Origin of the sequence: Alteromonas sp. KUL106 (assembly GCF_009811415.1) — a bacterium.
Classification (GTDB): domain Bacteria; phylum Pseudomonadota; class Gammaproteobacteria; order Enterobacterales; family Alteromonadaceae; genus Alteromonas.
Genome location: NZ_BLIG01000024.1, coordinates 134,291 through 160,561 on the forward strand (window position 1 = coordinate 134,291; position 26,271 = coordinate 160,561).

Consider the following 26,271-nt stretch of genomic DNA (forward strand, 5'->3'; position numbering starts at 1 on the left):
ATTAGTGTGGTTACTTATGAGGAATTATACCAACCTTGAAAATTATTCCTGACTTTCAAGGTTGTCACTTTTAGCTTTGTTGCGTTTTAAGCACGACATCATGTTGTTTAAAATTCAAAGCACAACCCTGTACAAAACGTTCGATGTCTTGCTCTTTGTATAAGTCGCCTCGACCGGGTTGATTTTGCGCCAGCGTGGGAAAAGCACCATAGCCCGCAAATAAACAATGCCATGATACCGAGTCCCAGTGCATTCCTATATTCTGACGCTTTATCTCATTGGCAAGGTCTTCACGTTGGAACCATGTGTTAATAATTGACTTAAGTGAGTCTGACAGCACCATGTTATTCCTGTTCGCTCGCCAATAATCACTATCATCACGGGTATTAAGTTTATAGTGCGCGACAATGTAGTCTCTCACCCTGTCAAAACGCGCTTTAGCAAACGCATTATAAGTGGTTCTCTCTTTGTTAGAGAAACCACCCTTCTCAAACATGTCCGTAAAGTACTCAATACAAATTTGAACAAGGTGGAGCGCCGTTGCTTCTAGCGGCTCTATAAACCCTTGGGATAACCCTAATGCCAAACAGTTTTTCTGCCAGTGCTGATCAACTTGCCCTACCTTCATCTTAAGATGTCTAGCTTCCACATCACTGTTTTCAAGACCTAGGTGTCGTCGTAACTCTTCTTCGGCCTTATCCTTCGACAAATGAGCAGCACTGTAAACATAACCATTACCTGTGCGGTTTTGTAACGGTATAGTCCAGCACCAGCCACTAGAAAGTGCTGTAGACTGGGTCTCTACTTGAATATTCTCTTGTGCTTGCGTAGGCAAAACCACGGCAGAATCGTTAAATAAGTTTTCAGAATAAGAATGAAATGTAACGCCTAAAGCTTGCTGCAGTAAGTTTGAAGAAAAGCCTGTACAGTCAACGAAAAAATCCCCTTCAATATTGCCTTTATCCGTTACGAGATGGCTAATATCGCCACTAGGATGAAGCGCTACATCGCTAATAATGCCGCTAACGTGATTAACGCCTTTTCCAACCGCCACATCACGTAGATAGTTACCAAGCAAAGCGCTGTCAAAGTGATAGCCGTACTCCATTCTAAATGGAAAATTTTCAGGTGTAAGCGGCGCTTTGTTTTGCTTTGCCAATACGCCATTTATCAAAAAGTCTTCTGGCTTAACATGCGTATCAAGCCCTAATCTACGGGTCCGACAATTGACCTCAAAGGCGCGCTGAGTAAAGGTATCAGTTTGAGAGATAAATGGATGGCGATACTGTTTGACTCCGGAACTCGGACTCCAACCGTTAAACTGAATGCTTACCTTGTATGTTGCGTTGCACTTAGGCATCCAGTCGCTTTCGGCTATTGCCAGTTCTTCAAAGAAACGCTTAAGTGTAGGGGTAGAGCCTTCGCCCACACCTATGATGCCAATCTCAGGAGACTCCACAAGGGTTACCTTGATTTTGTCTGATGGCCATTTGTGTGCAAAGTAATTTGCTGCCATCCAGCCGGCGGTACCGCCCCCCGCAATAACAATATGTATTGGTTTGTTCATGATGCGCTTTTAACCACAGAACTGTTTTAAGAAGTCATCGTGAGTCGCAATTTTTCCAATAGGTTCATTCTTAATGCGTTTAATGTTTTGCATCAACTCTTGCAGCTTTTGTTCAGACAATGCATTAGCAAGTGGATGGTAGTCTTTTTGCGCTACCCCCTGTCCCATCAGTACTTGCAGCCAAGAGCTTTCTAAGAACAAATCATTTTGCTCTCTGAACAAGTTTCCTGATTCTCTAAACAGCTCTACTTTATGCGTTAGGCTGTCTGGCACATCCATTTCTCGTAAGTCTTTCCAAAAATGCGAGTCAGTTCTTTCATTGACGTGATAGTGCAAAATAATGAAATCACGTATTTGTTCATATTCAAGCTGAGACTGCTTGTTGTACTCATCTATCTGATATTGCTTAAACCCTTCGTGTGGGAATAAATGAATGAGTCGAACTACTGCAGACTGAATAAGATGAATACTGGTTGACTCAAGAGGCTCCAAAAACCCACTAGAAAGCCCAACGGCCACCACATTTTTATTCCACTGCTTGCGTCTTCGCCCTGTTTTAAAGCGAATAAAATTAGGATCGGCGAGTGGTTTGGTATCTAGGTTACTTGACAGTATGTCAAGTGCTTGCTCGTCAGAGTAATAATTACTACAGTACACCAAGCCATTGCCATTGCGGTGCTGAAGCGGAATACGCCATTGCCAGCCCGCAGAGTGCGCAATAGAACGCGTATAAGGACGGGTGCGTTCGTGGCGCTCTGAAGGCATAGCCACTGCGCGATCACAAGGTAGCCAATGTGACCAATCCTCGTAGCCCGTATTTAGCGTTTGCTGAGTGAGAAGGCCTTTAAAGCCTGAACAATCAATAAATAAGTCGCCTTCTATATGAGCACCGTCTTTAAGCATTACCCCGGTGATGAAGCCACTATCTGCGTCTTGTTTAACATCAGTAATGATGCCTTCTTTACGCGTAACGCCCATTGCTTCACACTTTTTACGTAAGAATCGCGCATACAGCGACGCGTCGAAATGATAGGCGTACGGCATTTCAATTATGGGGTCAGGAGACTTGATATGGGCAAACTTTCCTGCTTTACAGGCAAGGTAGTTTAAATCGTATTCCCAAATTGAGTCTGCAAGACCTAACGCTTGTGCGCGTTTAAAATAATGATGAAAGTGACAAAATGCATAGCTTTTACCTGGTGCGCCAAAAGTGTGGAAATAGCTTTCCCCTTCTACACGCCAGTTTTCAAACTTAATCGCCAACTTCATGGTTGCGTTTGTTTCGCGTAAGAACTCTTTTTCGTCTATACCCATTACGTTGTTAAGGGTAATGATAGGCGGAATAGTGGCTTCCCCAACGCCAACGGTACCGATTTCTTCAGACTCGATGAGCGTTACATTCACGCCAGCACCGATAAGACGTTTTATAACAGCAGCTGAAATCCAGCCCGCTGTTCCCCCACCTACAATAACTACATTTTTTACCGCTTTATTCATCATATTTCTTGCCGTCACCATTTCTTATGAGGCCACATTGCTATCAATCTTACTTATCATGACATGTACTGCTATACAACAAAAAGCCCCAACACATTACGTAAATTGGGGCTCTTTTAATATTACTTGTTTAAGCGCTCGCACGTAACAAGCGCTGTTTCAACAACCACTTAGAATGTGTAGTTGAAGCCAAGTAGGAAGTTACGACCAAAGCTTTGGTGTTCAATAATCTGGCGGCTATCACCAGGGTTAACACGTACTGTTGGTTCATCTGTCAAGTTCTGACCCTGAAGCGTAACGCGAAGACCTTGCAGATATTCAATACCTGATTCGCTGAAATCATAACCAATCTGCGCGTCAACTTGTTTAACACCGTTGTCCTGAATTTGAGCAAGTGACAAGCTCTGCGCACGGGTTTCGGTTGCAAACTCATCGCGCTTGGTTGCCGAAACACGTACTTCAAAACCATTGCTTTCGTAGAAAGCTGTTAATGAGTATGTTTCATCAGACAAACCTGGTACTTGATCACCATTGTCAAGCTCACCGTCCAAGAAGGTCGCGCTCGCAAACAAGCCAAAACCTTCTAATGAATCATGAACCAATTCAAGAGGTAAGCTACCTTGAAGCTCCCATCCACGAACAAAACCTTCTAGACCATCTTCTCTAAAGTCTACCGGCCCGATAAAAGTACCTGGTGCGACAATATCAGCATCATTGGTAAGACCGTCGCCATTAATATCCGTATTTCCAGATGTTTGGTGGAAACCTTCGATATATACGTTAGAGAAGTCATTGAACGAGCGACCCGCAACATGCCAGTTAGTTAGATCCTTGTAGAAGAAACTTGCTGCGAAATATCCGGTATCAGCAAAGTAATTCTCGTACGCGATATCAAACTGATTAGCTTCTAGCGGTTTAAGACGCGCATTACCCGCACCTGCTGACCAAGGACCATTATTTGGATTTGTAGAAATAATCTGCTGGTCGTTAAATGTGAAACTAACTGTGTTATTAGGTCTCATGTCATCCATACGTGGGCGACTGATTACCTTACCCATTGCAGTACGGATAAACTGATTTTCTGCAATCTCAAAGCTTAAATTGATTGTTGGCAAAATATCGTAATATGAAGCACCGTCCGAAACAGGAGCGATTTCTGTAAAGCCAGTTGGTCCAGTAACCGTATTAAACCCACTGCCCTGCTGGTCAACGTCAATAACCTGAACACCAACATTACCTAAAATGTAAACGCCGTTAAGTTCTGTATCAATATCAAGCTTGGCGTAAATGGTTAATAGCTCTTCACTGATTGTGTATGAATCACCGAAACGGCCATTTTCAAATAGTTCAGCTTCTGTTTCGATATAGAAGCCGCTACGGTATAAACCAAGTGAATCGTAGGCAAGAACACCATCGATGCCAATGTGGCTTAGATCGGCTACACCAATTGGATCTGGTACTAGCTCTGCATTAGGCCATGTTGGCGCTGTTAAGAACGCACCGTTATTATCTTTTGTCTTTTCACGATCTTGGTAGTTCACACCTGCACTGAACTTCGAGAAAATGCCCCACTCAACAAAACCTTCGATATCAATACGAGCTGCATCAAGCGTCTCATCAAAATCAGGTTCGTTAACAAAACCATCCTGCGCCGTTTCAGGCCCGAAACCTTCAACGCCTTGGAAACGCTCCACTGGCGCTAACGAGCCACCCCAAGCTTGTGGGCCTGCAAGGAAGATTGCATTCGGATCAGTAAGGTCTACGCTGTCTAGCGTTGGATGCGCGCTGTATACTGCGCCTGAAGAAGTCATCTGCCATGAACGTGGTGTAAGGGGTCTGCCATCCACGCCTGCACGACCAACACCCGAATAACTCTCAATATCAGTGATCGTCTTATCAACTTCACCCATTGAAAGATCAACCGTAGCTGTCCAGTTATCGTTTAACGCATATTCTATGTTCAAGCCAAATGTAGTTAGCTCAGCTTTCTGTTGACGCGAATCATTTCGAATTACTGAAAGGAAGCCGTCATAAAAACCTGATGTAACCAAACCATCTTCTACGCCAGTAATAGTGTAAGCACTAGTACCCCATTCGGCACCGCCTTCCTCTACACCGCGACGGGCATCATTCTCTTCAAAATCAATGTAAAGCGCATCGAATTGAATTCTAAGATCGTCTGTAGGAGCGTATTCAATAACACCAGCTATTGAGGTACGTTCAAGCATCGCTGAACGCGTGAAAGAATCGTGCCCACCAAGTATTACTGTGCCTTCTGGAACTTCAACACCCTCAACCGCGTTCTCAGCATTTGCTGTTGCATAACCCCAGCCTCTGAAGTACTCCTCCTGACGAGGCGATTCCATATCAGCTATGGCTAACGCTACACCTAACTTGTCATCAGCAAATTGGTCTACATAGTTAAATGACAGGCGATGCCCTTTATTATCAAAGTCAGGGTTACCAGCGTCATATTCGTTTGCTTCATAAGTACCGTTAAACGCAAAAGTTCGTTCAGCACTTAATGGACTCACAGTCTGTATATCGACTGTACCACCAATACCTTGTGTCATTAGCCCAGCTTCAGGCGTTTTGTAAACAAGGATATTTGAAACAATTTCTGTTGGGTAAAGATCGAACTCTACCCCACGGTTATCGCCCATACCTAGAAGTTCACGACCGTTAAGCATTGTACCTACATAGTTTTCGTTGAAACCACGAACAGATATACCGCTTGTACGACCGTTGCGGCGTTCACCCGCTAAGCCAGGAAGACGTGCAATTGACTCTGCAATACTGGTGTCTGGAAGTTTACCGATATCTTCAGCAGATAACGCTTCAACAATTGACGTGTTGTCCATTTTAATTGCTTGTGCACGCTGTAGACTGCCGCGAATACCGCTTACTTGAATAACTTCTAGATTAGCTTCATCAACAGAATCAGTGTTTGCTTCTTGTGCTAGTGCAGGTGCACTACCAAATGCCATACCGCCTGAAATAAGCGCAGCTTTGATTAGGTTGGGTTTAAATTGTTTCATAAAACGGGTGTCCCATACGGTTATAGTTGCTGTCTATTTGTTGTTCTTATGACACATAAATGACAATACATCATGGGGGCTAATCCTATAGAGGACACTCGTCTTGCACAATTGCCTGCATACGTATTCAATAAAATTTGTGCAACACGCCGTTAACAATACTCGTTTTAATTGACATGTAATTTAACAACAAAAATCACGTCGAGCGCGCATAAACAGTGAGTTTGTTGAAATATTTTTACAAATATCACGTTGCAAATGTTAAAAACCATCGTAAATAAGCGCTGTTTAAAGATTCCTGCTGAGCTCTGATGCTAAAAGAGAGTTAATAACGTAATATTGGTGGGCAATATGTGAAGCAGTATTTGTGGGAGCTTCATTCGTGAAGAGGAACGCCACTGCCCTACTTTCGCCTTAATGAGAGTAGGACAGCATACTGGCAAGTGCTATTCAGAATAGTTTTCTATTTACCTAGGAATTAGCAATCTTATTTAATTTTTCTATCAGAAGGGATTCAGATTCAATTTCTTGCATCTGAATATCTGCAGAATTTGCTTTATTAATCCCTTCCTCAGCACGCAGACTAGCGTCTAATGACGATTCGGATAGAGTCTCCAGCTCAGAGCTTAAACTGACAGAGCCCGATTCGATTTCTTCGAGCAACTTATTAATGCTTTCTACAGCCAAAGATATTCCATCAATCGAGGCAGATACACCATTGATAGTTTCACCGGTTTCTCTGAGACTAGATTGGGTTCTTTGACTCAAGGCCCTCACCTCATCAGCGACCACAGCAAACCCACGACCAGCCTCACCAGCTCGCGCGGCTTCAATAGCCGCATTTAAAGCTAACAGGTTAGTTTGCTCAGCGATGCCGCTTATAGATTGAATGATATTGACAATTTTTTCTGCACTTTCTCGCAGCCTCTCCATGCCGGTAGATAACTCTGCGCGCTCATGTTCCTGACGCGCTATTTGTTGCATAAAGAAATTAAATTGTTTCCCGAGTTCTAATTGACGTTGAGCTGAATCACTTGCCTGAGTTGCCACATACTTCAGTTGTTCCGTAGACTCTTTAAGTAATGGATAAAATTTATCGGTTTGCTCAATCAATTTACTCTGTAATGCATTGATATTATTGGTGCTTATAAGTCTAGCTCGTAGGTGATAGTTTGAAAAAGCAGCGAGGTGAAATGGAAAATTAGTCACATACTCGTCAAAGAAAGCTTGGTTTTCGTCATTTTTGAAGAAACCGATGGCCGTAACAGTTTGATTCTGGTGTAAGCCTAGATACTCTCCAAACGTAGAAAATCCAGAAACTACAACCTGATCAAAGGTTCCTATTCCTGTGAGGTTATGAGGGTTATTTAGCCGCCGTAAAATACAGTCATTAGCAATGACTGCTACAGGCTTACCGCTCTTCCCACGGATAAAAGTATCAAAATCACGCTGTAAAGACTGCTTAAAGTCGGTAGCCTTGACCAGCTGTAAGTATTCTCCGAACGCCATGTCACTGAAGAAACGAATAGTGCCGTCATCATTTATGGCTGCGACGGATTTAATATAGATACTATTGTCGATATCAATACCGAAAGAGTGGCTGACCAGTTTGGCCTCTAATTCCTTAGGAGAGCAGTTGAAATGTCGACTAAGTGCATCCACTGGAGAACATAGCGTCATATTTTTATCGAGAACTGAATGCAGAACCCGGGTAAGTGGATCAAATTTGGCAACTGTGAAACCCGTACCTGTTGCTTGGAAATTGTGACTTTTCATCACGCCGTAACGATAGTTGCGAGACAATTTACAGAATGCCAATAGAACTTGATTTGATTTAATTTCGCCGTTGTATGCAATGTCTGCTTCTTTGAAATCTAACTTTCCGCCAGCACTGCCCCCAATAAAGAAGCACGGAAAGCGTTTAACTTTGTATAACGCTTGTGTGAAAAAATCTTCACTTGCAGTTACACCATCAAAATATGTTAGAGAGAAAGTGTCCCTGCTGTCGATATCGAAAGGTACGTTTACTTTTTTCAGTTCCGAAACAATACGCTCTACCCTCTGTTCCGGCGACATCACTGGCTTTGCCTGTTTGATATCCTCACTGTATAAAGGAACACTGTGTACACAAATTTGGTCTATTAATGCAGACGAAAAACTATGGACGACAATGTTATCCCACTTTTCTGGCGTTGAATGATAGAGTGCATCCCCTCCTCCAAGTTCGCCTGAAGTCATTATAGTAATCACATGTTGACAAAAACGAGCACATTGTTTGATTTCTCTGCTGATGGAAGAAAAATTAAGGTGGGGAGAGATAAATGCAATTAGTAGCGCCGTCCCCTCATCAAAAGCAAACTGGCTAAGAAATGATTCGTTTATTTGATTGCTTTTTATACTTTTTGAGCAGGTTAGCGACGATGGAGTAACATGGCGTTTGGTGTTTATTTTTCTCTTAAAAAGCATAAGCTTCCTTTGACGATTTATTATCAAACTAAGTCTGCTTTTAAGTATAGACTACTCCGATTTGAGTGGAAGTTGAGCCTTTTAATTTAATAAAAAGCCCGCATAAAGCGGGCCTTTAACATGATTTATAAGCGTTAGCTTACCAACCCGTTGTTTCGCGTAGTGCTTTGCCAATGTCAGCTAGAGAGCGTACTGTTTTAACGCCAGCATCTTCTAGAGCTTTGAACTTCTCATCAGCAGTACCTTTACCGCCTGCGATGATTGCACCTGCGTGACCCATACGTTTGCCTGGAGGAGCAGTAACACCTGCGATGTAAGAAACAACAGGCTTAGTTACGTTCGCTTTGATGAACGCAGCTGCTTCTTCTTCAGCAGTACCGCCGATCTCACCGATCATTACGATAGCTTCAGTCTGTGGGTCGTCTTGGAACATCTGAAGGATGTCAATGAAGTTTGAACCTGGAATTGGGTCACCACCGATACCAACACACGTAGACTGGCCAAAACCTTCGTCAGTAGTTTGCTTAACCGCTTCGTACGTAAGTGTACCAGAACGAGAAACAATACCTACTTTACCAGGCTTGTGGATGTGACCAGGCATGATACCGATCTTACACTCTCCAGGCGTAATAACACCCGGGCAGTTTGGACCAATCATGCGAACGCCTTTAGCATTTACGTATTCTTTAACGTAAAGCATATCTAGCGTTGGGATACCTTCAGTGATACATACGATTAGCTCGATACCCGCATCTGCAGCTTCAACAATTGAATCTTTACAGAAAGGTGCTGGTACGTAGATAACTGTTGCAGTTGCGCCAGTTGCTTCTACCGCTTCACGTACCGTATTGAATACTGGAAGACCTAGGTGCTCAGTACCGCCTTTGCCTGGTGTAACACCACCAACCATCTGCGTACCGTACGCAATTGCTTGTTCAGAGTGGAATGTACCCTGACCGCCAGTGAAACCCTGACAAATTACTTTAGTATCTTTATTAATTAATACAGACATTATTTGCCCTCCGCTGCAGCAACAACTTTCTGTGCTGCATCAGTTAGCGATTCAGCAGCGATGATATCAAGACCAGAGTTCGCTAGAACTTCACGGCCAAGCTCTGCATTGGTACCTTCAAGACGTACAACAACTGGCACTTTTACGCCTACTTCTTTAACCGCACCGATGATACCTTCTGCAATCATGTCACAGCGTACGATACCACCGAAGATGTTAACCAATACCGCTTTAACGTTGTCGTCAGAAAGGATGATCTTGAACGCTTCAGCTACACGCTCTTTAGTCGCGCCGCCACCAACGTCTAGGAAGTTAGCTGGCTTGCCGCCGTGTAGGTTTACGATGTCCATAGTACCCATCGCTAGGCCTGCACCGTTAACCATACAACCTACGTTACCGTCTAGCGCAACATAGTTAAGCTCCCACTGAGCCGCGTGTGCTTCACGCGCGTCTTCTTGTGAAGGATCTTGCATATCTTTCAGCTTAGGCTGACGATATAGTGCGTTGCCGTCAATAGCTACTTTTGCATCTAGGCAGTGTAGGTTACCGTCAGTTTTGATCACTAGCGGGTTAATTTCGATAAGCGCGACGTCAAGCTCTTCAAACATCTTAGCTAGGCCAAGGAAGATTTGAGTAAATTGCTTAATTTGAACGCCAGAAAGACCAAGAGCAAACGCCATTTCGCGTGCTTGGTAAGGCTGAGGACCTACAATTGGGTCGATTTCAGCTTTAAGGATTTTTTCTGGCGTTTCTTCTGCAACAGTTTCAATCTCAACGCCACCTTCAGTAGATGCCATAAATACAACGCGACGGGTTGTACGGTCAACTACTGCACCAAGGTAAAGCTCATTAGCGATATCTGTGCAAGATTCAACAAGGATTTTGCTCACAGGCTGACCATTTTCGTCAGTCTGGAAAGTCACCAAATTTTTGCCAAGCCAGTTTTCAGCGAAAGCGCGAATGTCGTCTTTGTTTTTAACTAGCTTTACACCGCCAGCTTTACCGCGACCGCCCGCGTGTACCTGACACTTAACTACCCACTCTTCTCCGCCGATTCGGTCAGCGGCTTCTACAGCACCTTGAGCAGTGTCTGCTGCGTATCCTTCAGAAACAGGCAAACCGTATTCTTTGAATAGCTGCTTACCTTGGTATTCATGCAAATTCATGGTGTTTCTATCCGATTTTTAGTAAGACAAAAGCCGCAAATGCGACTTGATTAGTTTGACTGATATTATAGGGTAAATATCAGCGTTGCGTTAAGCGCAAAACAAGCGTACACAAGCTTTGCGCCTAACCACAATTCCGTGAGACGAAAGTCTTATACGTCTAGAAGTAGACGTGTTGGATCTTCTAGCATCTCTTTAACGGTTACCAAGAAACCTACTGATTCTTTACCATCGATAATGCGGTGGTCGTAAGAAAGCGCTAGGTACATCATTGGTAGAATTTCTACTTTGCCATTAACCGCCATTGGGCGATCTTGGATTTTGTGCATACCCAAGATAGCGCTCTGTGGCGGGTTAATGATTGGTGTAGACATTAGTGAACCAAACACACCACCGTTGGTGATTGTGAAATTACCACCTTGTAGCTCAGCCAATGACAGCTTACCGTCACGGCCTTTAAGTGCTAGTTCCTTAATTCCTTTTTCAACACCTGCCATGCCTAGTGTATCAGTATCTTTAAGTACTGGCGTCACAAGGCCGCGTGGTGTAGAAACAGCAATAGATACATCGAAGTAGTTGTGATAAACGATGTCATCACCGTCGATAGACGCGTTTACTTCAGGGAAACGCTTAAGAGCTTCGGTTACTGCCTTCACATAGAAAGACATGAAACCAAGGCGAATACCATGACGCTTTTCAAAGCTGTCTTGATATTGCTTGCGCAGATCCATAATAGGCTTCATGTTAACTTCGTTAAACGTGGTTAACATAGCCGTAGAGTTCTTGGCTTCTAAAAGACGGTTAGCAATCGTCTTACGAAGACGAGTCATTGGAACGCGCTTCTCAGTACGGTTACCCGTTGGCAAATCTGCTGATACAGATTCTGAAGCAGCAGGTGCAGCCTTCGCTGAACTGTCGCCACCTTTCAGGTATTTCTCAACGTCTTCTTTAGTGATTCGGCCATTTTTACCTGTACCTTTCACCTTTGCAGCATCTACGCCTTTTTCAGCAAGTAGACGGCGAACTGAAGGACTTAGTGCGTCACTGCTGTCGTCGCTGTCGTCAGACTCTGCAGATGCCGCAGGTGCAGATGCACCACTCGCTGCGCCCTCAACGAACTTAGCAATCACTTCTTCAGCAGTAACCGTTGCACCTTCTTCTGCAAGAATTTCTGAAAGTGAGCCATCCGCAGGAGCAACAACTTCAAGTACAACTTTATCGGTTTCAATATCAACCAAGTTTTGGTCGCGAGATACCGCTTCACCCACAGCTACATGCCATGTGGCAATCGTTGCGTCAGCAACTGATTCTGGAAGCACAGGCACTTTGACGTCTGAAGTTTTACCAGATGCTGCAGGTGCTGCGTCTGATTTAGTTTCTTCTTTAGACTCTTTTTCAGCCTTTGGCTCAGCAGCAGCGCCGCCTTTTTCTAATTTAGCAATTACTTGCTCGCCTAAAACTGTTGCACCCTCTTCGTTTAGGATCTCACCCATTGTACCGTCCGCTGGCGCCACAACTTCTAATACTACTTTATCAGTTTCAATATCAACCAGGTTCTGGTCTCGTTTAACTGCGTCACCGGCCTTTACGTGCCAGGTTGCAATGGTGGCATCGGCAACTGACTCAGGTAGAACCGGAACTTTTATCTCAATTGTCATTACTGTTCCTTATTTAATTGTGAGTGCGTTTTCAACCAGGGCTTTCTGTTGCTGGTTGTGAACGGATACATAACCTACTGCAGGTGACGAGGATGCATCACGGCCTGCATATGTTAATTTTGCACCATCTGGAATTGCTTGCCAGAAGTGGTGTTGGCTACAGTACCAAGCGCCTTGGTTTTGAGGCTCTTCTTGACACCAAACCCAATCTTTTACGTGGCTGTATTGTGCCACAACTTTTGCGCATTCTTCTTGCGGGAATGGATAAAGTTGCTCCAAACGGATAATTGCAACGTCTGTTTGCTCATTTTTGCGGCGCTGGTCTAACAAATCGTAATAAACCTTGCCAGAGCACATAACAACGCGCTTAACATCCTTCGGATCGATATCGTCGATTTCACCGATTACGTTATGGAATTTACCTTCCGCAAGTTCTTCAAGTGAAGATACTGCAAGAGGATGACGTAATAGTGACTTAGGTGACATTACGATAAGTGGCTTACGCATAGGGCGCACCACTTGACGACGAAGCATGTTGTACACCTGTGCAGGTGTTGATGGTACACACACTTGCCAGTTGTGGTCAGCACACATCTGTAGGAAACGTTCAAGACGCGCAGAACTATGCTCTGGGCCCTGACCTTCGTAACCATGTGGAAGTAAAACGGTTAGACCACACAAACGGCCCCACTTTGCTTCACCTGAACTTAAGAACTGATCAAATACAACTTGTGCGCCGTTAGCGAAGTCACCAAATTGCGCTTCCCAAATGGTCAAACACGTTGGCTCTGCTGTCGCATAACCATATTCGAATGCCATTACGGCTTCTTCTGAAAGTACAGAGTCGTAAATTTCAATTTCACCCTGACCCTCGCGAATATGCTGGAGCGGCATATACGTCGACGCGTCTTTTTGATTGTGCAATACCGCGTGACGGTGGAAGAAAGTACCTCGGCCAGAATCCTGACCCGTAATACGAATATCTTCACCTGCATCTACGATAGTGGCATATGCTAAGTTTTCTGCCATACCCCAATCAAGAAGCTTTTCGCCCGCAACCATCGCTTTACGGTCTTGGTAAAGCTTGTTTACACGAGACTGGAGCTTATGCTCTTCAGGGATAGTTGTGATTGACTCGCCTAATTCTTTTAGCTTTTCAACCGGAAGCGAACCATCGTAAGGCGTATCCCAGTCGTGACCCAGATAAGGAGACCAGTCAACACTGTGCTCTGTCATTGGGCGCCACTCTTCAACAACGCATGCGCCGTGATCTAGCGCTTCGCGGTATTCTTCAACGTAACGATCTGCATCACGTTGCTCAATCACGCCTTCGGCTACTAGCTGATCAGCATAGATTACGCGTGGAACTGGATGCTTTTTAATTTTTTGGTACATCAACGGCTGCGTTGCATTTGGCTCATCCGCTTCGTTGTGACCATGACGACGGTAACAAACTAGGTCAATGACCACGTCTTTCTTAAACTTATTGCGATACTCAAGCGCAAGCTGTGTCACAAAGGCAACTGCTTCAGGATCGTCAGAGTTCACGTGAAAAATTGGCGCCTGTACCATTTTAGCAATGTCAGTACAGTATTGTGTAGAACGCGTATCTTCAGTTTTTGACGTAGTGAAACCAACTTGGTTGTTTACCACGATGCGAACTGTACCACCCACAGCAAAGCCACGAGTTTGCGACATGTTGAAGGTTTCTTGTACCACACCTTGACCAGCGATTGCCGAGTCACCGTGAATAGTAATTGGAAGTACTGTATTGGTGTCGTTATTACGTCGAGCTAGACGCGCACGTACTGACCCCATCACCACTGGATTAACAATCTCAAGGTGAGACGGGTTAAATGCTAGCGCTAGGTGAACATTACCGCCTGGCGTCGCGAAGTCTGACGAGAAGCCTGCGTGGTATTTTACGTCACCCGCGCCCAGCGAGTCATCGTGTTTACCAGAGAACTCGTCAAACAGTACTGATGGGTTTTTACCGAGAACGTTAACTAACACGTTCAAACGGCCACGGTGGGCCATACCGATAACCACTTCTTTGGTGCCCGCGGTTCCGGCCTTAGTAATTAGACCTTTAAGCATTGGAATTAATGCATCACCACCTTCTAGTGAGAAACGCTTTGCACCTGGGAATTTAGAACCCAAATACTTTTCCATGCCGTCAGCTGCAGTTAGCCCTTTAAGAATGCCTAACTTCTCATCGCGAGAAATTTCAGGCTTGGCTTGAACAGATTCAATTTTTTGCTGTAACCAACGCTTCTGCTCCGTATCGGTAATATGCATGTACTCTGCACCGATAGAGCCGCAGTACGTGCGGTTAAGCGACTTAAACAGTTCACCCAGCGGCATTGAGTCTTTGCCAATAGCATAAGAGCCCACGTTAAATACCGTATCGAAATCTTGCTCAGAAAGACTGTGGTGAGAAAGTTCAAGATCGCGTACACGCTCCTGTTTCCATAGACCGAGTGGATCTAGATTTGCGTGCTGATGACCGCGGAAGCGGAATGCATTGATTAACTGAAGAACCTTAACTTGCCTGTCATCTGACACACTAGCAGAAGGCACTGACGGGCTAGACATACGGGCTGTAGGCCCTAACGCAGCAAGTTGCCTGAATTGATTTTTAATCGTTGTATGATTGGTTTCTAACTCTACGCCATCGACTTTAGGGAGGTTATCGAAGATTTGTCGCCAGCTTTCAGAGACACTTTGCGGGTCATCCAAATAGGTTTCATACAACTCTTCAACATAGGCAGCGTTGGCACCTGCCATGTGCGAGGAATCCCACCACGCTTTCATCACGCTTTCTTGCATTTAATTTGCCTTGCTACGTTTTATAAAATCTAGTTAACAATCTTAAGGTATTATAAGGTTATTCTCAGCATAACCAAGTGTTATAACGGAGAATATATAAAAAAATAGCCACCCAAAGTGGATGGCTATTTAGCGTATCGCATCTACATCTGATTTCGTTATCAGACTATAGTACTAAACAGCCCGTTGTAAAAGCATAGACTTAATCTGGCCTATCGCTTTTGTCGGGTTTAAGCCTTTTGGACACACACTTACACAGTTCATAATACCATGACAGCGGAAAACGCTAAACGCATCATCGAGGTCGTTAAGACGCTCTTCTGTTGCAGTATCACGGCTGTCGATTAAGAAACGGTATGCGTGCAGTAATCCCGCAGGTCCAATGAACTTATCTGGGTTCCACCAGAACGATGGACATGACGTTGAGCAGCACGCACACAGAATACATTCGTACAGACCGTCTAGCTTAGCGCGCTCTTCAGGTGACTGAAGGTGCTCGCGCGCTGGCGGTTGTTTGCTATCGTTGATTAAGAATGGCTTAATCTTCTCGTACTGTGTGTAGAACTGCGTCATATCAACAACAAGGTCACGTACTACTGGTAGACCTGGAAGTGGACGAACTACTATTTTACCTTTGCCCAGTGCAGAAAGCGGAGTGATACACGCTAGGCCGTTTTTGCCGTTCATGTTCACACCGTCTGAACCACACACACCTTCACGGCACGAGCGACGGAAAGATAGCGTCGGATCTTGCTCTTTAAGTGCAAGTAGCGCATCTAGCACCATCATGTCCTGACCTTCCTCTACTTCTAGAGTGTAGTCTTGCATGCGAGGCTTCGCATCTACTTCTGGGTTGTAACGATAAATCGAAAAAGTTAATTGCATGATCGTTGCCTCTCTTAATATGAACGCACTTTAGGTGGGAATGCTTCCCTAAGCTTAGGCGCCATATTTACTTCACGTTTAAGCATTTTATCAGTGTTCGGATCGTAGATGCTGTGGCATAACCAGTTCTCATCGTCACGATCTGGGAAGTCGAAGCGGCTATGTGCGCCACGGCTTTCCGTTCTGAAGTTCGCTGCTACTGCTGTGCTGTACGCGGTTTCCATAAGGTTATCTAGCTCTAGACACTCAATACGCTGAGTATTGAAGTCTGCGCTCTTGTCGTCAAGGCGTGCATGCTTAAGACGCTCGCGAATTTCGCTAAGCTCTTTAAGACCTTCCGCCATTGCTTCACCTTCACGGAATACTGAGAAGTTAAGCTGCATGCATTTCTGCAAGTCTTTCTTAATTTGTACTGGGTCTTCGCCCTTACCTTTCTCTGAATTTTCCCAACGATTGAAACGCGTCATTGAAGCTTCAAGATCAGATTCTGATGCGTCACGTGTTGGTGCCATTTCAGACAATGTCTTACCAAGGTGTAAACCAGTCGCACGACCGAATACAACAAGGTCAAGTAGTGAGTTACCGCCTAGGCGGTTTGCACCGTGTACCGATACACACGCAATCTCACCACAAGCAAATAGACCGTTAACGACTTTATCGTTACCGTTTTCATCAACGGTTAGACATTGGCCATCAACATTTGTAGGAATACCACCCATCATATAGTGACAAGTCGGAATTACTGGAATTGGCTCTTTCACTGGGTCAACGTGTGCAAACGTACGTGATAGTTCAAGGATACCCGGTAGACGCGATTCAAGTACGTCTTTGCCAAGGTGATCAAGCTTAAGCTTGATGTGAGTGCCCCATGGACCTTCACAACCGCGGCCTTCACGAATTTCTGTCATCATTGAACGTGCAACAACGTCACGACCCGCTAGGTCTTTTGCGTTAGGAGCATAACGTTCCATGAAGCGCTCGCCGTCTTTGTTCAGAAGGTAACCACCTTCACCACGACAGCCTTCTGTAACCAGTGTACCCGCACCAGCTATACCCGTTGGGTGGAACTGCCACATTTCCATGTCTTGTACAGCAACACCTGCGCGTAGCGCCATACCAACACCGTCACCGGTATTAATGTGTGCGTTTGTGGTTGACGCGTAAATACGACCCGCACCACCCGTTGCAAGAACAACTGCACGAGACTTGAAGTAAACCACTTCACCAGACTCGATATCAATTGCAGTACAACCAACCACGTCACCGTCTTGGTTTTTAACTAAATCTAGCGCGTACCACTCAGAAAACACCTTAGTCTTGTTCTTTACGTTTTGCTGATAAAGAAGGTGAAGAAGTGCGTGACCTGTACGGTCAGCCGCAGCTGCCGTACGAGCACCCTGCTCGCCGCCAAAGTTCTTTGACTGGCCACCGAAAGGACGCTGGTAAATTTTACCGTTTTCGAAACGAGAGAACGGTAGACCCATGTTTTCCATTTCGATAATGGCTTCTGGGCCCGTTTTACACATGTATTCGATAGCGTCTTGGTCGCCGATATAATCAGAACCTTTTACGGTATCGTACATGTGCCATTCCCAGTTATCTTCGTGTGAATTACCTAATGCTACGGTAATACCACCTTGTGCAGATACAGTGTGAGAACGGGTTGGAAATACTTTAGATAGCAGTGCGCATGATTTACCAGACTGTGAAATCTGTAGTGCTGCGCGCATACCTGCTCCGCCAGCGCCAATTACTACTGCATCAAACTCGTGAACGGGTAAACTCATTTTACACTCCCCACAATACGAATAGGCCAACAGCTACATAGCCGAATGCGATGATATTTAGTATATATTGTAGTCCTGCGCGCAGACCTGTTGCTTTAACATAGTCTGTAAGCACCTGCCAAAGGCCGATGCGCACGTGGATCATCACTGCTACTAGTGCTGCCAATGTGAAAACTTTCATAGCCAGGCCAGAGAATAACCCTCGCCATTCAATAAATGTTAAATTATCGGTGGTGATAAAAAACCACGCCATGAAAACCGAGTACGCGAAAATTATTGCTGCTGTTGCGCGAAGAGATACGTAATCTTGTACACCGTCACGCTTAATGCTTGCTTGGTTGGTTACCATAGTGCAACTCCCAATACTACGGTCAGTACAACCCAAAGTGCGATTACTGCTTTTGCACTCATGTTGCCCGACTCTAATTCTTCCCAGTGACCTAAATCCATAACAACGTGTCTTAGGCCGCCTAGAATGTGATACGTCAGCGCTGAGGCTGTGCCAATTGCGACAAATTTTCCAAGGAAACCGTCCATGATTGCTTGTACGTTCGCAAAACCTTCAGGCGAGTGAACAGAAACTGCCCATGCCCAGATAACAAAAAGTAGCGCGAAAAACATTGCAACACCGGTAACACGATGGAGAATTGACGAAATAGCAGAGGGCGGAAATTTAATAGTATTGAGTTCTAAATTTACTGGTCTTTGCTTTTTCACAATGTATGCCTGTTTAATCCGTAGGGGATAATGAATTTCTTACCTTTTTTATGTCCTGAGTAAGTAAATTCGATTTTTAACCTGTTAATTGCCTCATCCATTGAGTTGTTAACAATTTGTGAATTATTCTTTAATGCTTGTAACAGAATAAATATTCTGAAGTTCAAGCACCGCTGAGTATATCCAGCGTAGTATATAATTACAATTTTTTGTGCCGTAGTAATACTTTAGTCGCTATACACACTTTTATGATAATTATTTAGAATAAAAAGAGATCAAAATTGGGTGCAACGCGTTTAAACGAGCGCAATTACATTGCTAGGTAGTTTATCAGCGGCGTTCTGCAATAACTATGTATATCAATGACAAATTACGCACATTTAATCTGAATGCGTATTTATTCAACGTTGAAAGGTTACTTTTTAATCTAAGCTGTTAATATAACTATCGATTGGTGGTTTACCTTTTTCGAAAAGCCATTGATAATTGCAAGGTATGGGGCAAAAGTAAGACCTGATAAAGTTAATTATCCGTTATCGAATTGCTAGAATTTTTTTACGCAATTCGGAATATTTATTGTGCAAATATGCAATTAAATTGACTTATTGGTACATAATAAAGTACAAATACGCCCACTTTTCCCACCGAAGCGGACATTTTCGTCCGTTTTCGCTGCAAACAGAACCATTCTGAGGAGAGCATTTTATGGCAGATCAGAAAGCCATTCTTAAAGCCGGCGGTAAGGAAATCGAGCTTCCTATCTTGTCCGGTACCGAAGGACAAGATGTAATCGATGTCCGTACGTTAGGCCAGCACGGTTATTTTACGTACGACCCTGGTTTTATGGCGACAGGATCTTGCGAGTCTTCAATTACATATATTGACGGCGCTCAAGGTGTGTTATTACACCGCGGTTTCCCTATTGAAGAATTAGCACGTGATGCAGACTACTTAGAAGTTTGCCACATGTTACTTCACGGTGATGCACCGACAAAAGAACAGTACGAAGAATTTAAAGAGACAATCACGCGTCACACCATGGTACATGAACAAATCAACATGTTCTTCCACGGCTTCCGCAATGATGCACACCCCATGGCTATGCTGTGCGGTACCGTTGGCGCAATGTCTTCGTTCTACCATAGCGATTTAGATGTATCTAACGAGGAACAGCGTGTTCGCAGTGCTCATCGTTTAATCGCTAAGATGCCTACGCTTGTTGCTATGTGCTACAAATACAACATCGGCCAGCCGTTTGTATACCCACGTAACGACCTAAGCTATGCAGCTAACTTTCTGAATATGATGTTCTCTGTACCTGCAGAAGAGTATCAAATCAGTGCTGCTGTTGAGCGTGCAATGGATCGCATCTTTACCTTGCATGCAGACCACGAGCAAAATGCATCAACATCGACAGTACGCCTTGCAGGTTCTTCGGGTGCTAACCCTTATGCTTGTATCGCAGCAGGTGTTGCATCGCTTTGGGGCCCTGCTCACGGCGGTGCAAACGAAGCATGCTTAAACATGCTAGAAGAAATTGGCACAGTTGACCGTATACCAGAGTTTATCGCTCGCGCTAAAGACAAGAACGACCCGTTCCGTCTAATGGGCTTCGGTCACCGCGTTTACAAAAACCACGATCCTCGTGCAACCGTAATGCGTGAAAGCTGTCACGAAGTATTAAGCGAACTAAACGTAAAAGATCCACTGCTAGAAGTAGCGATGGAACTAGAGAAAATTGCGCTTAGCGACCCGTACTTCGCAGAGAAGAAGTTGTTCCCGAACGTAGACTTCTATTCTGGTATCGTGCTTAAAGCGATTGGTATTCCAACTAACATGTTCACGTGTATCTTTGCATTGTCTCGTACAGTAGGCTGGATTTCTCACTGGCATGAAATGATGAGCGACCCTAAACAAAAAATCGGTCGTCCTCGTCAGCTTTACACTGGTCACAACCAGCGTAAGTACACTCCGATCAAGTAATAGAACGGTTGAGACTGAACTAAGTTTTATGCTTAATAGTAAAAATAGCGCCTGTATGGCGCTATTTTTGTTTATACCATTATTTTAACAAGGAACATCAATGCCCTATTCTGCGGTCTTTCTAGGTATTGCCGGTCTTATTCCTTTTATTGCTATGCCAATTGCTTATCAGCTTAGCCTGTTGTCACTCACACAGAGTGCGGTTTACTTCATCCAGTATTCTGCCGTGCTGTTATCATTCTTTGGCGGTATACACTGGTGGGACGCGATAAGTAACCAGCGTTACGACAAGCAAATGCTATTAGCTATGCTACCCACCATTATTGGGTGGTTATGTTTGGTGTTCTCACACGATGTTAAAGTGTTTGGTGTTTTATCACTAAGCTATGTGGCTGTACTTATTTATGACAAGTTTACCCTTAGCCTTCCTAAAGAGCAGATTGTCAGCTACGTCAGCCTGCGAATGGGATTGACTAGTGTAGTCGTTATCTGCCACGCCTGGATGATTTATTTGCTTGTCTAGTATGAGTACGTCGGCTTGTGTTTTATGGCCGTGAGGAGAACACTGTGTTTGAGAAAGTAGCAGAGACATAAGGCGGCTTTGTAGCCACGATATAAGTGTACCTTACGAATCAACGTTACGCGTAACTCGTTTAAACTATTGATACATATAACATTTCATGCTAGACCCTAGTCAAAAGAAAAGGCGATAATGTCACTATATTATCGCCTTTATTTTTTAACAATCTGTGCAGACTGGCATGAGTTTATTAATGAAAAGTACCGGCACTATTCAGCGCGAATAAGCGAAAGAAGCTCTTCTGTTTTTTGCTCCATCAACGCAATGTCACCCTTACTTTCAACGTTTAGACGAATAACAGGCTCAGTATTTGATTTACGTAAATTAAAGCGCCACGTGTCAAATTCAAGGCCCAAACCATCAGTAGTATCAATTACGCTGGCGAGTGGCTGATATTTACTTGTAACGCGTTCTAGCGCAGCGTCAGCATCTTTCAATTTACTGTTAATTTCACCAGAAGATGGGAACGCTTCAATTCGCGCTTTTACCATACTTGCAAGGGTTTGCTTTTTCACACACACCAATTCTGCAATTAGCAACCAAGGAATCATGCCTGAATCACAGTAGGCAAAATCTCTAAAGTAATGGTGCGCGCTCATTTCACCGCCATAAACCGCATCTTCTTTGCGCATACGCTCCTTAATAAACGCATGGCCTGTTTTCGATTTGATAGGTGTGCCGCCTGCATTCGCAACGATATCTTCTGTATTCCAGTATACGCGTGGGTCATAAATGATTTTGCTATCGGTATTCTTCTCGATAAAGGCTTCTGCTAGCAAACCCACGATGTAATACCCTTCAATGAATTCACCCTCTGCATCAAACAAGAAACAGCGGTCAAAGTCACCATCCCACGCGATACCAAAGTCGGCACCAGATGCCTTTACAGCATCAGCTGTATCTGCACGGTTTTCTGGCAATAGTGGGTTAGGTATACCATTTGGAAAAGTGCCGTCTGCATTGTGATGCACTTTAATAAACTCAATCGGCACACCTCGCGCCTTCATTTCGTTTTCAATAGCGTCAAGCGCTGGGCCTGCTGCCCCATTACCTGCGTTTACGACTACTTTTAACGGTGTAAAATTATTTAGGTCAACGTATGAAAGCATGTGAGAAACATAGTCAGACATACACGACTTGACCGTATATTTATCGGTTTCAGAAAGCTTTTCTTCTTTTACATGAGCCGTACCATTGAAAAACGCATCGGCGTCAATTGTCGCACCGTTTGTGTAATGTGCTAATCGCTCTGACACGAAGCTTTCTTGTAATGCTTCTGCTTTTTCTTTTATCGCGTTTAAGCCCGTATCGCCACTAATTGGAACAGAGCCTGACTTCACCAGTTTCATGCCGTTATAATTAATGGGGTTATGACTTGCCGTGACTTCAATACCGCCATCAACGCCAAGGTGTTTGGTCGCGAAGTAAATTTCTTCTGTTCCTGCCATGCCAATATCGGTCACTGTTGCACCAGCGTTCCTGCCATGCCAATATCGGTCACTGTTGCACCAGCGTCAATAAGACCAGCGCTTAACGCTAATTTTAATGGTGTTGATGTAAGACGTACATCACTACCAACAACAACAGTCTTTGCATTTAATTCTTGAGCAAAAGCATAGCCAATTCTGTACGCTACATCTTCAGTTAGCTGTGAGTTTAATTCGCCACGAATATCGTACGCTTTAAAGCAGGTAATTGGGGTTGCCATTTGGATCGAAATTCCCTGTGTTTTAACTATTTATGATTACACTATACCGCCTTTTACGACTTAAAAGCGCAGATCGCCTTTTTATCAAAACCGTAAAAGTGAATAAAACAAGTTGATATTAAATCATTAGAGGGAGTGAATTACTAATTCAATTTATATCGCGCAGAAGTTGGCGAAGCAAATGTTTCAAAAACTGCTTTGATACTACACTCAAAGTCTAAAAGTGATAGCACGTGTTTCAAAAACTGCTTTGATACTACACTCAAAGTCTAAAAGTGATAGCACGTGTTTTTCGGCTACGCTTTCAAAATACGTTAACAATGTTGCTCCTTGCAGAACCCAATGAAAAAGTATTGATTAAACGCCCAGTCTAATACCAGTCCGCATAGATAATTACCCATAGTCGAATCAAAACAGACAAACCTTGTCTCTACTTCGCTAATAAGCCGCTTTGGTAATCATTAAATGCCTGAATAATTTCCTGCTGAGTATTCATTACAAAAGGCCCATACTGGACCACAGGCTCCTTAATCGGTTTCCCTGAGACCACGATAAATTTACATTCCGTGTCAGCAGATACACATAGCTGGTTTCCATTTTGCGACAAAACACCCAACTCTCCTTTTGCCACCATTGACCGTTTGCTTTGCTCGCTTTTATTAATAACTAAGGTACCGTCGTAGACGTAGATGAAAGCAGTTTCATCCGAGCTTAGTGCAATTTCAGCACTCCCGCTTCGTAGCGCAACGTCTAAAAATGTAGGCGCAACCGCTGTTGTCTTCACGGGCCCTTTCACGCCATCAAGCTCTCCTGCTAACACTTTGATTACTGCGTCTTGAATGTGTACCGTAGGTACACTATCTGGCTGTATGTCTTGATAGTTTGGCGCTGACATTTTCTCTATGGCTGGAAGGTTCACCCACAGCTGAAAACCTTGCAATAAGCCCTCCTCCTGCTCTGGCATTTCTTCGTGTATGATGCCTCGGCCCGCATTCATCCATTGAATGCCACCAGCATCAATAACCCCCTCATTGCCCACAGAGTCTTTATGGCGCATTTTACCTGCGAGCATATAGGTAACTGTCTGAAAGCCTCGGTGAGGATGTGGTGGAAAACCAGCAATGTATTCACCTGGATTATCTGAACCAAAAAAATCCAACATTAAGAAGGGATCGAGGCGAGGTAGATCAGGTTGCCCAATAATACGAGTAAGCGACACGCCAGCACCATCGCTGGTAGGCATACCTGTAACCACTTTCTCTATCGATTTTTGTTCACTCACTTCCACTGACATAGTGTATTTCTACCTTAAACCTTAGCTTTCAATATCTTTAACAAACTTCACGTTTAACTTTTTAATTGACGGAAATTATTTAACGTCTCATTTTATCGCGACCGTGGGGCGACATGAGATCTTGCTCTGGCCCGACGGGGATTACTTGGGTTGGGTTTATCATCGTGTGGCTATAGTAATAATGCCTTTTGATGTGATCGAAGTTTACCGTTTCAGCAACGCCCGGCACCTGATAAAGTTCTTTCATGTAACCATAAATATTTGGATAGTCGGCAATTTGCTTTTTATTACACTTGAAGTGCCCGTGATAAACCGGATCAAACCGTATCAGCGTGGTAAATAAACGCCAGTCAGCCTCTGTTATTTTATTCCCTACCAAATAACGTTGTTTACTCAATCTTTCTTCAACTCTATCTAACGCACAGAATAACGCAGTTACCGCCTCTTCATAGGCCTCTTGTGTTGTAGCGAATCCAGCTTTATACACACCATTATTTATATCGTGATACACCATATTGTTTATGGTATCAATTTCTTCCTGTTGAGCCTCTGGGTAGAAATCGTCGTTATTATCAGTCAGTGCATTAAAGCCGCTGTTAAAAATACGAATAATTTCAGCTGATTCGTTATTGACGATGGTTTCGGTTTGTTTATCCCAAAGTATTGGAACCGTAACGCGGGTTGTTATGTCAGGTTTCGCCTTCGTGTAAATTTGATGCGCATAATCGAAGCCGTAGATTTTATCTCCGGTAGACCCAGGGTAGTCTTTAAACTCCCAGCCATGATCAAGCATTTCTGGGTGAACGACTGACACATCAATGTGCGCCTCCAGTCCCTTAAGTTTTCTGAAAATTAGCGCCCTGTGTGCCCATGGACAGGCTAAGGAAACATATAGATGATAACGGCCAGATTGAGCAGGAAAAGTGGCATCTACTTGATTACTGATCGTGTCGCGAAATTTAGACGCTTGTCGCTCAAATTTACCACCATTCTTGCTAGTGTCGTACCACTTGTCCTGCCACTTTCCATCAACAAGTAACCCCATAGGTTCGCCCCTTTTCGATACTTCATTCAATAATGATTGCATTTAAACATGTATTGGGTAGAACGTATGTTGGTTAAAAACGGATTTATTATTCGAAAAAACTGGCGTGTATTGATCTTTAGTGTTCAATTTTGAGATGATGCGCGCCCCGCTAGCGTGATTATGAGTTTTAACGCTAACGTACACCTTTGTAAGTTTATTTGATAAGTGAAGTAAAGCATGTCTGATGACCCTCGTTTAGGCGGTATCGTGCGTTTGTACGGTGCACAGCAAACCAATAATTTAGCCAACAGTCATGTGGCCGTTGTGGGCATTGGCGGTGTAGGCAGTTGGACAGCTGAAGCACTGGCGCGCTCGGGCATTGGCACAATTACGCTGATTGATTTAGACGATGTCTGCGTAACTAATACAAACCGCCAAATACACGCGCTTTCAAATACCATAGGCGAAGCAAAAGTCGACGCTATTGCAGCGCGAATCAACTTGATAAACCCAGCTTGCAAAGTTAACTGTATTGAAGATTTCGTTACGCCCGAAAATACTGCCACGCTGTTAACTCGAGAAATGCACGCTGTGGTCGATGCCACCGACAGTATACGAGCTAAAGCGGCAATGATTGCACACTGCAAACGCAATAAAATTCCCATCGTTACGGTTGGCGGTGCGGGCGGTCAGATAGACCCAACACAAGTTACGAAAGGTGATTTATCCAAAACAACGCAGGATCCCCTTGCTGCTAAGCTACGCAGTGAGCTTAGACGTAACTACAACTTCAGCAAAAACCCCAAACGCCGCTTCGGTGTTGAATGTATCTATTCAACAGAACAATTGCGCTATCCACAACCAGACGGCTCGGTTTGTTACAACAAATCAGCAATGGAAGGTGGCACCCGACTTGATTGTGCAGGCGGTTTTGGCGCAGTGGTGACCGTAACAGCTACCTTTGGCATGTTCGCTGCCGCTAGTGTCATTAACAGATTAACTGGACAAAAATAGACTTTGGCCGATAACTTACGCACAATAGTGTGTAAGCGATACC

Annotated in this window: 17 protein-coding genes and 1 pseudogene; 3 read left to right on the forward strand and 15 right to left on the reverse strand. The window is 44.1% G+C overall.

Annotated features, from left to right (window positions below):
* Positions 1 to 70: 70 nt before the first annotated feature.
* The 12 genes from GVO63_RS08610 to sdhC form a co-directional block, all read right to left on the reverse strand.
* A complete protein-coding gene (locus GVO63_RS08610) occupies positions 71 to 1,567 on the reverse strand; it encodes a tryptophan halogenase family protein (protein ID WP_159579146.1) in 1,497 nt (498 codons plus the stop codon).
* A gap of 9 nt (positions 1,568 to 1,576) precedes the next feature.
* Complete coding sequence (locus GVO63_RS08615; protein WP_201281894.1) at positions 1,577 to 3,064, reverse strand: tryptophan halogenase family protein; 1,488 nt, start codon at positions 3,062 to 3,064, stop codon at positions 1,577 to 1,579.
* A 170-nt stretch (positions 3,065 to 3,234) separates the two neighbouring features.
* Entirely contained in the window at positions 3,235 to 6,102 is a 2,868-nt protein-coding gene (locus GVO63_RS08620; protein ID WP_159579150.1) for a TonB-dependent receptor, read from the reverse strand.
* A 471-nt stretch (positions 6,103 to 6,573) separates the two neighbouring features.
* A complete protein-coding gene (locus GVO63_RS19785; RefSeq protein WP_159492580.1) occupies positions 6,574 to 8,568 on the reverse strand; it encodes a methyl-accepting chemotaxis protein in 1,995 nt (664 codons plus the stop codon).
* A gap of 139 nt (positions 8,569 to 8,707) precedes the next feature.
* Positions 8,708 to 9,580, reverse strand: a complete 873-nt coding sequence (gene sucD, locus GVO63_RS08630) for a succinate--CoA ligase subunit alpha (protein ID WP_131093261.1) — start codon at positions 9,578 to 9,580, stop codon at positions 8,708 to 8,710.
* Complete coding sequence (gene sucC / locus GVO63_RS08635; protein ID WP_159492579.1) at positions 9,580 to 10,746, reverse strand: ADP-forming succinate--CoA ligase subunit beta; 1,167 nt, start codon at positions 10,744 to 10,746, stop codon at positions 9,580 to 9,582. The genes sucD and sucC overlap by 1 nt, the downstream gene beginning before the upstream one ends.
* 152 nt (positions 10,747 to 10,898) lie before the next feature.
* The gene (odhB, locus tag GVO63_RS08640; protein WP_159579152.1) at positions 10,899 to 12,404 is read right to left on the reverse strand and encodes a 2-oxoglutarate dehydrogenase complex dihydrolipoyllysine-residue succinyltransferase; all 1,506 of its coding nucleotides are present in this window, start codon (positions 12,402 to 12,404) and stop codon (positions 10,899 to 10,901) included.
* Between the two features lie 9 nt (positions 12,405 to 12,413).
* Positions 12,414 to 15,233 (reverse strand): 2-oxoglutarate dehydrogenase E1 component, encoded by a 2,820-nt coding sequence (sucA, locus tag GVO63_RS08645; RefSeq protein WP_159579154.1) that lies wholly within the window; start codon positions 15,231 to 15,233, stop codon positions 12,414 to 12,416.
* Positions 15,234 to 15,407: 174 nt separating this feature from the next.
* Positions 15,408 to 16,118: a succinate dehydrogenase iron-sulfur subunit gene (locus GVO63_RS08650; RefSeq protein WP_012518362.1), complete on the reverse strand. Its 711-nt coding sequence runs from the start codon at positions 16,116 to 16,118 to the stop codon at positions 15,408 to 15,410.
* Between the two features lie 14 nt (positions 16,119 to 16,132).
* Positions 16,133 to 17,905 (reverse strand): succinate dehydrogenase flavoprotein subunit, encoded by a 1,773-nt coding sequence (gene sdhA / locus GVO63_RS08655; RefSeq protein ID WP_159492576.1) that lies wholly within the window; start codon positions 17,903 to 17,905, stop codon positions 16,133 to 16,135.
* A gap of 1 nt (position 17,906) precedes the next feature.
* A complete protein-coding gene (sdhD, locus tag GVO63_RS08660; protein ID WP_159579156.1) occupies positions 17,907 to 18,254 on the reverse strand; it encodes a succinate dehydrogenase, hydrophobic membrane anchor protein in 348 nt (115 codons plus the stop codon).
* Complete coding sequence (sdhC, locus tag GVO63_RS08665) at positions 18,248 to 18,622, reverse strand: succinate dehydrogenase, cytochrome b556 subunit (protein ID WP_159492574.1); 375 nt, start codon at positions 18,620 to 18,622, stop codon at positions 18,248 to 18,250. Before sdhC ends, sdhD begins: the two co-directional genes overlap by 7 nt.
* A gap of 705 nt (positions 18,623 to 19,327) precedes the next feature.
* Here sdhC and GVO63_RS08670 point away from each other — a divergent pair.
* Positions 19,328 to 20,605: a citrate synthase gene (locus GVO63_RS08670; protein WP_159492573.1), complete on the forward strand. Its 1,278-nt coding sequence runs from the start codon at positions 19,328 to 19,330 to the stop codon at positions 20,603 to 20,605.
* Between the two features lie 100 nt (positions 20,606 to 20,705).
* Complete coding sequence (locus GVO63_RS08675; RefSeq protein ID WP_159492572.1) at positions 20,706 to 21,128, forward strand: DUF3429 domain-containing protein; 423 nt, start codon at positions 20,706 to 20,708, stop codon at positions 21,126 to 21,128.
* Between the two features lie 266 nt (positions 21,129 to 21,394).
* Here the strand turns inward: GVO63_RS08675 and GVO63_RS08680 are convergent.
* From GVO63_RS08680 to GVO63_RS08690, 3 genes and pseudogenes are all read right to left on the reverse strand, one after another.
* Positions 21,395 to 22,893: pseudogene (locus tag GVO63_RS08680) on the reverse strand (phosphomannomutase CpsG).
* A gap of 430 nt (positions 22,894 to 23,323) precedes the next feature.
* On the reverse strand, positions 23,324 to 24,187 hold the full coding sequence (locus GVO63_RS08685) for a pirin family protein (RefSeq protein WP_159579158.1): 864 nt from the start codon (positions 24,185 to 24,187) through the stop codon (positions 23,324 to 23,326).
* A 79-nt stretch (positions 24,188 to 24,266) separates the two neighbouring features.
* A complete protein-coding gene (locus GVO63_RS08690) occupies positions 24,267 to 25,232 on the reverse strand; it encodes a glutathione S-transferase family protein (RefSeq protein WP_159579288.1) in 966 nt (321 codons plus the stop codon).
* Between the two features lie 219 nt (positions 25,233 to 25,451).
* Here GVO63_RS08690 and tcdA point away from each other — a divergent pair, with 219 nt between their 5' ends.
* On the forward strand, positions 25,452 to 26,228 hold the full coding sequence (gene tcdA, locus GVO63_RS08695; RefSeq protein ID WP_159492568.1) for a tRNA cyclic N6-threonylcarbamoyladenosine(37) synthase TcdA: 777 nt from the start codon (positions 25,452 to 25,454) through the stop codon (positions 26,226 to 26,228).
* The last annotated feature ends 43 nt before the right edge of the window (positions 26,229 to 26,271 follow it).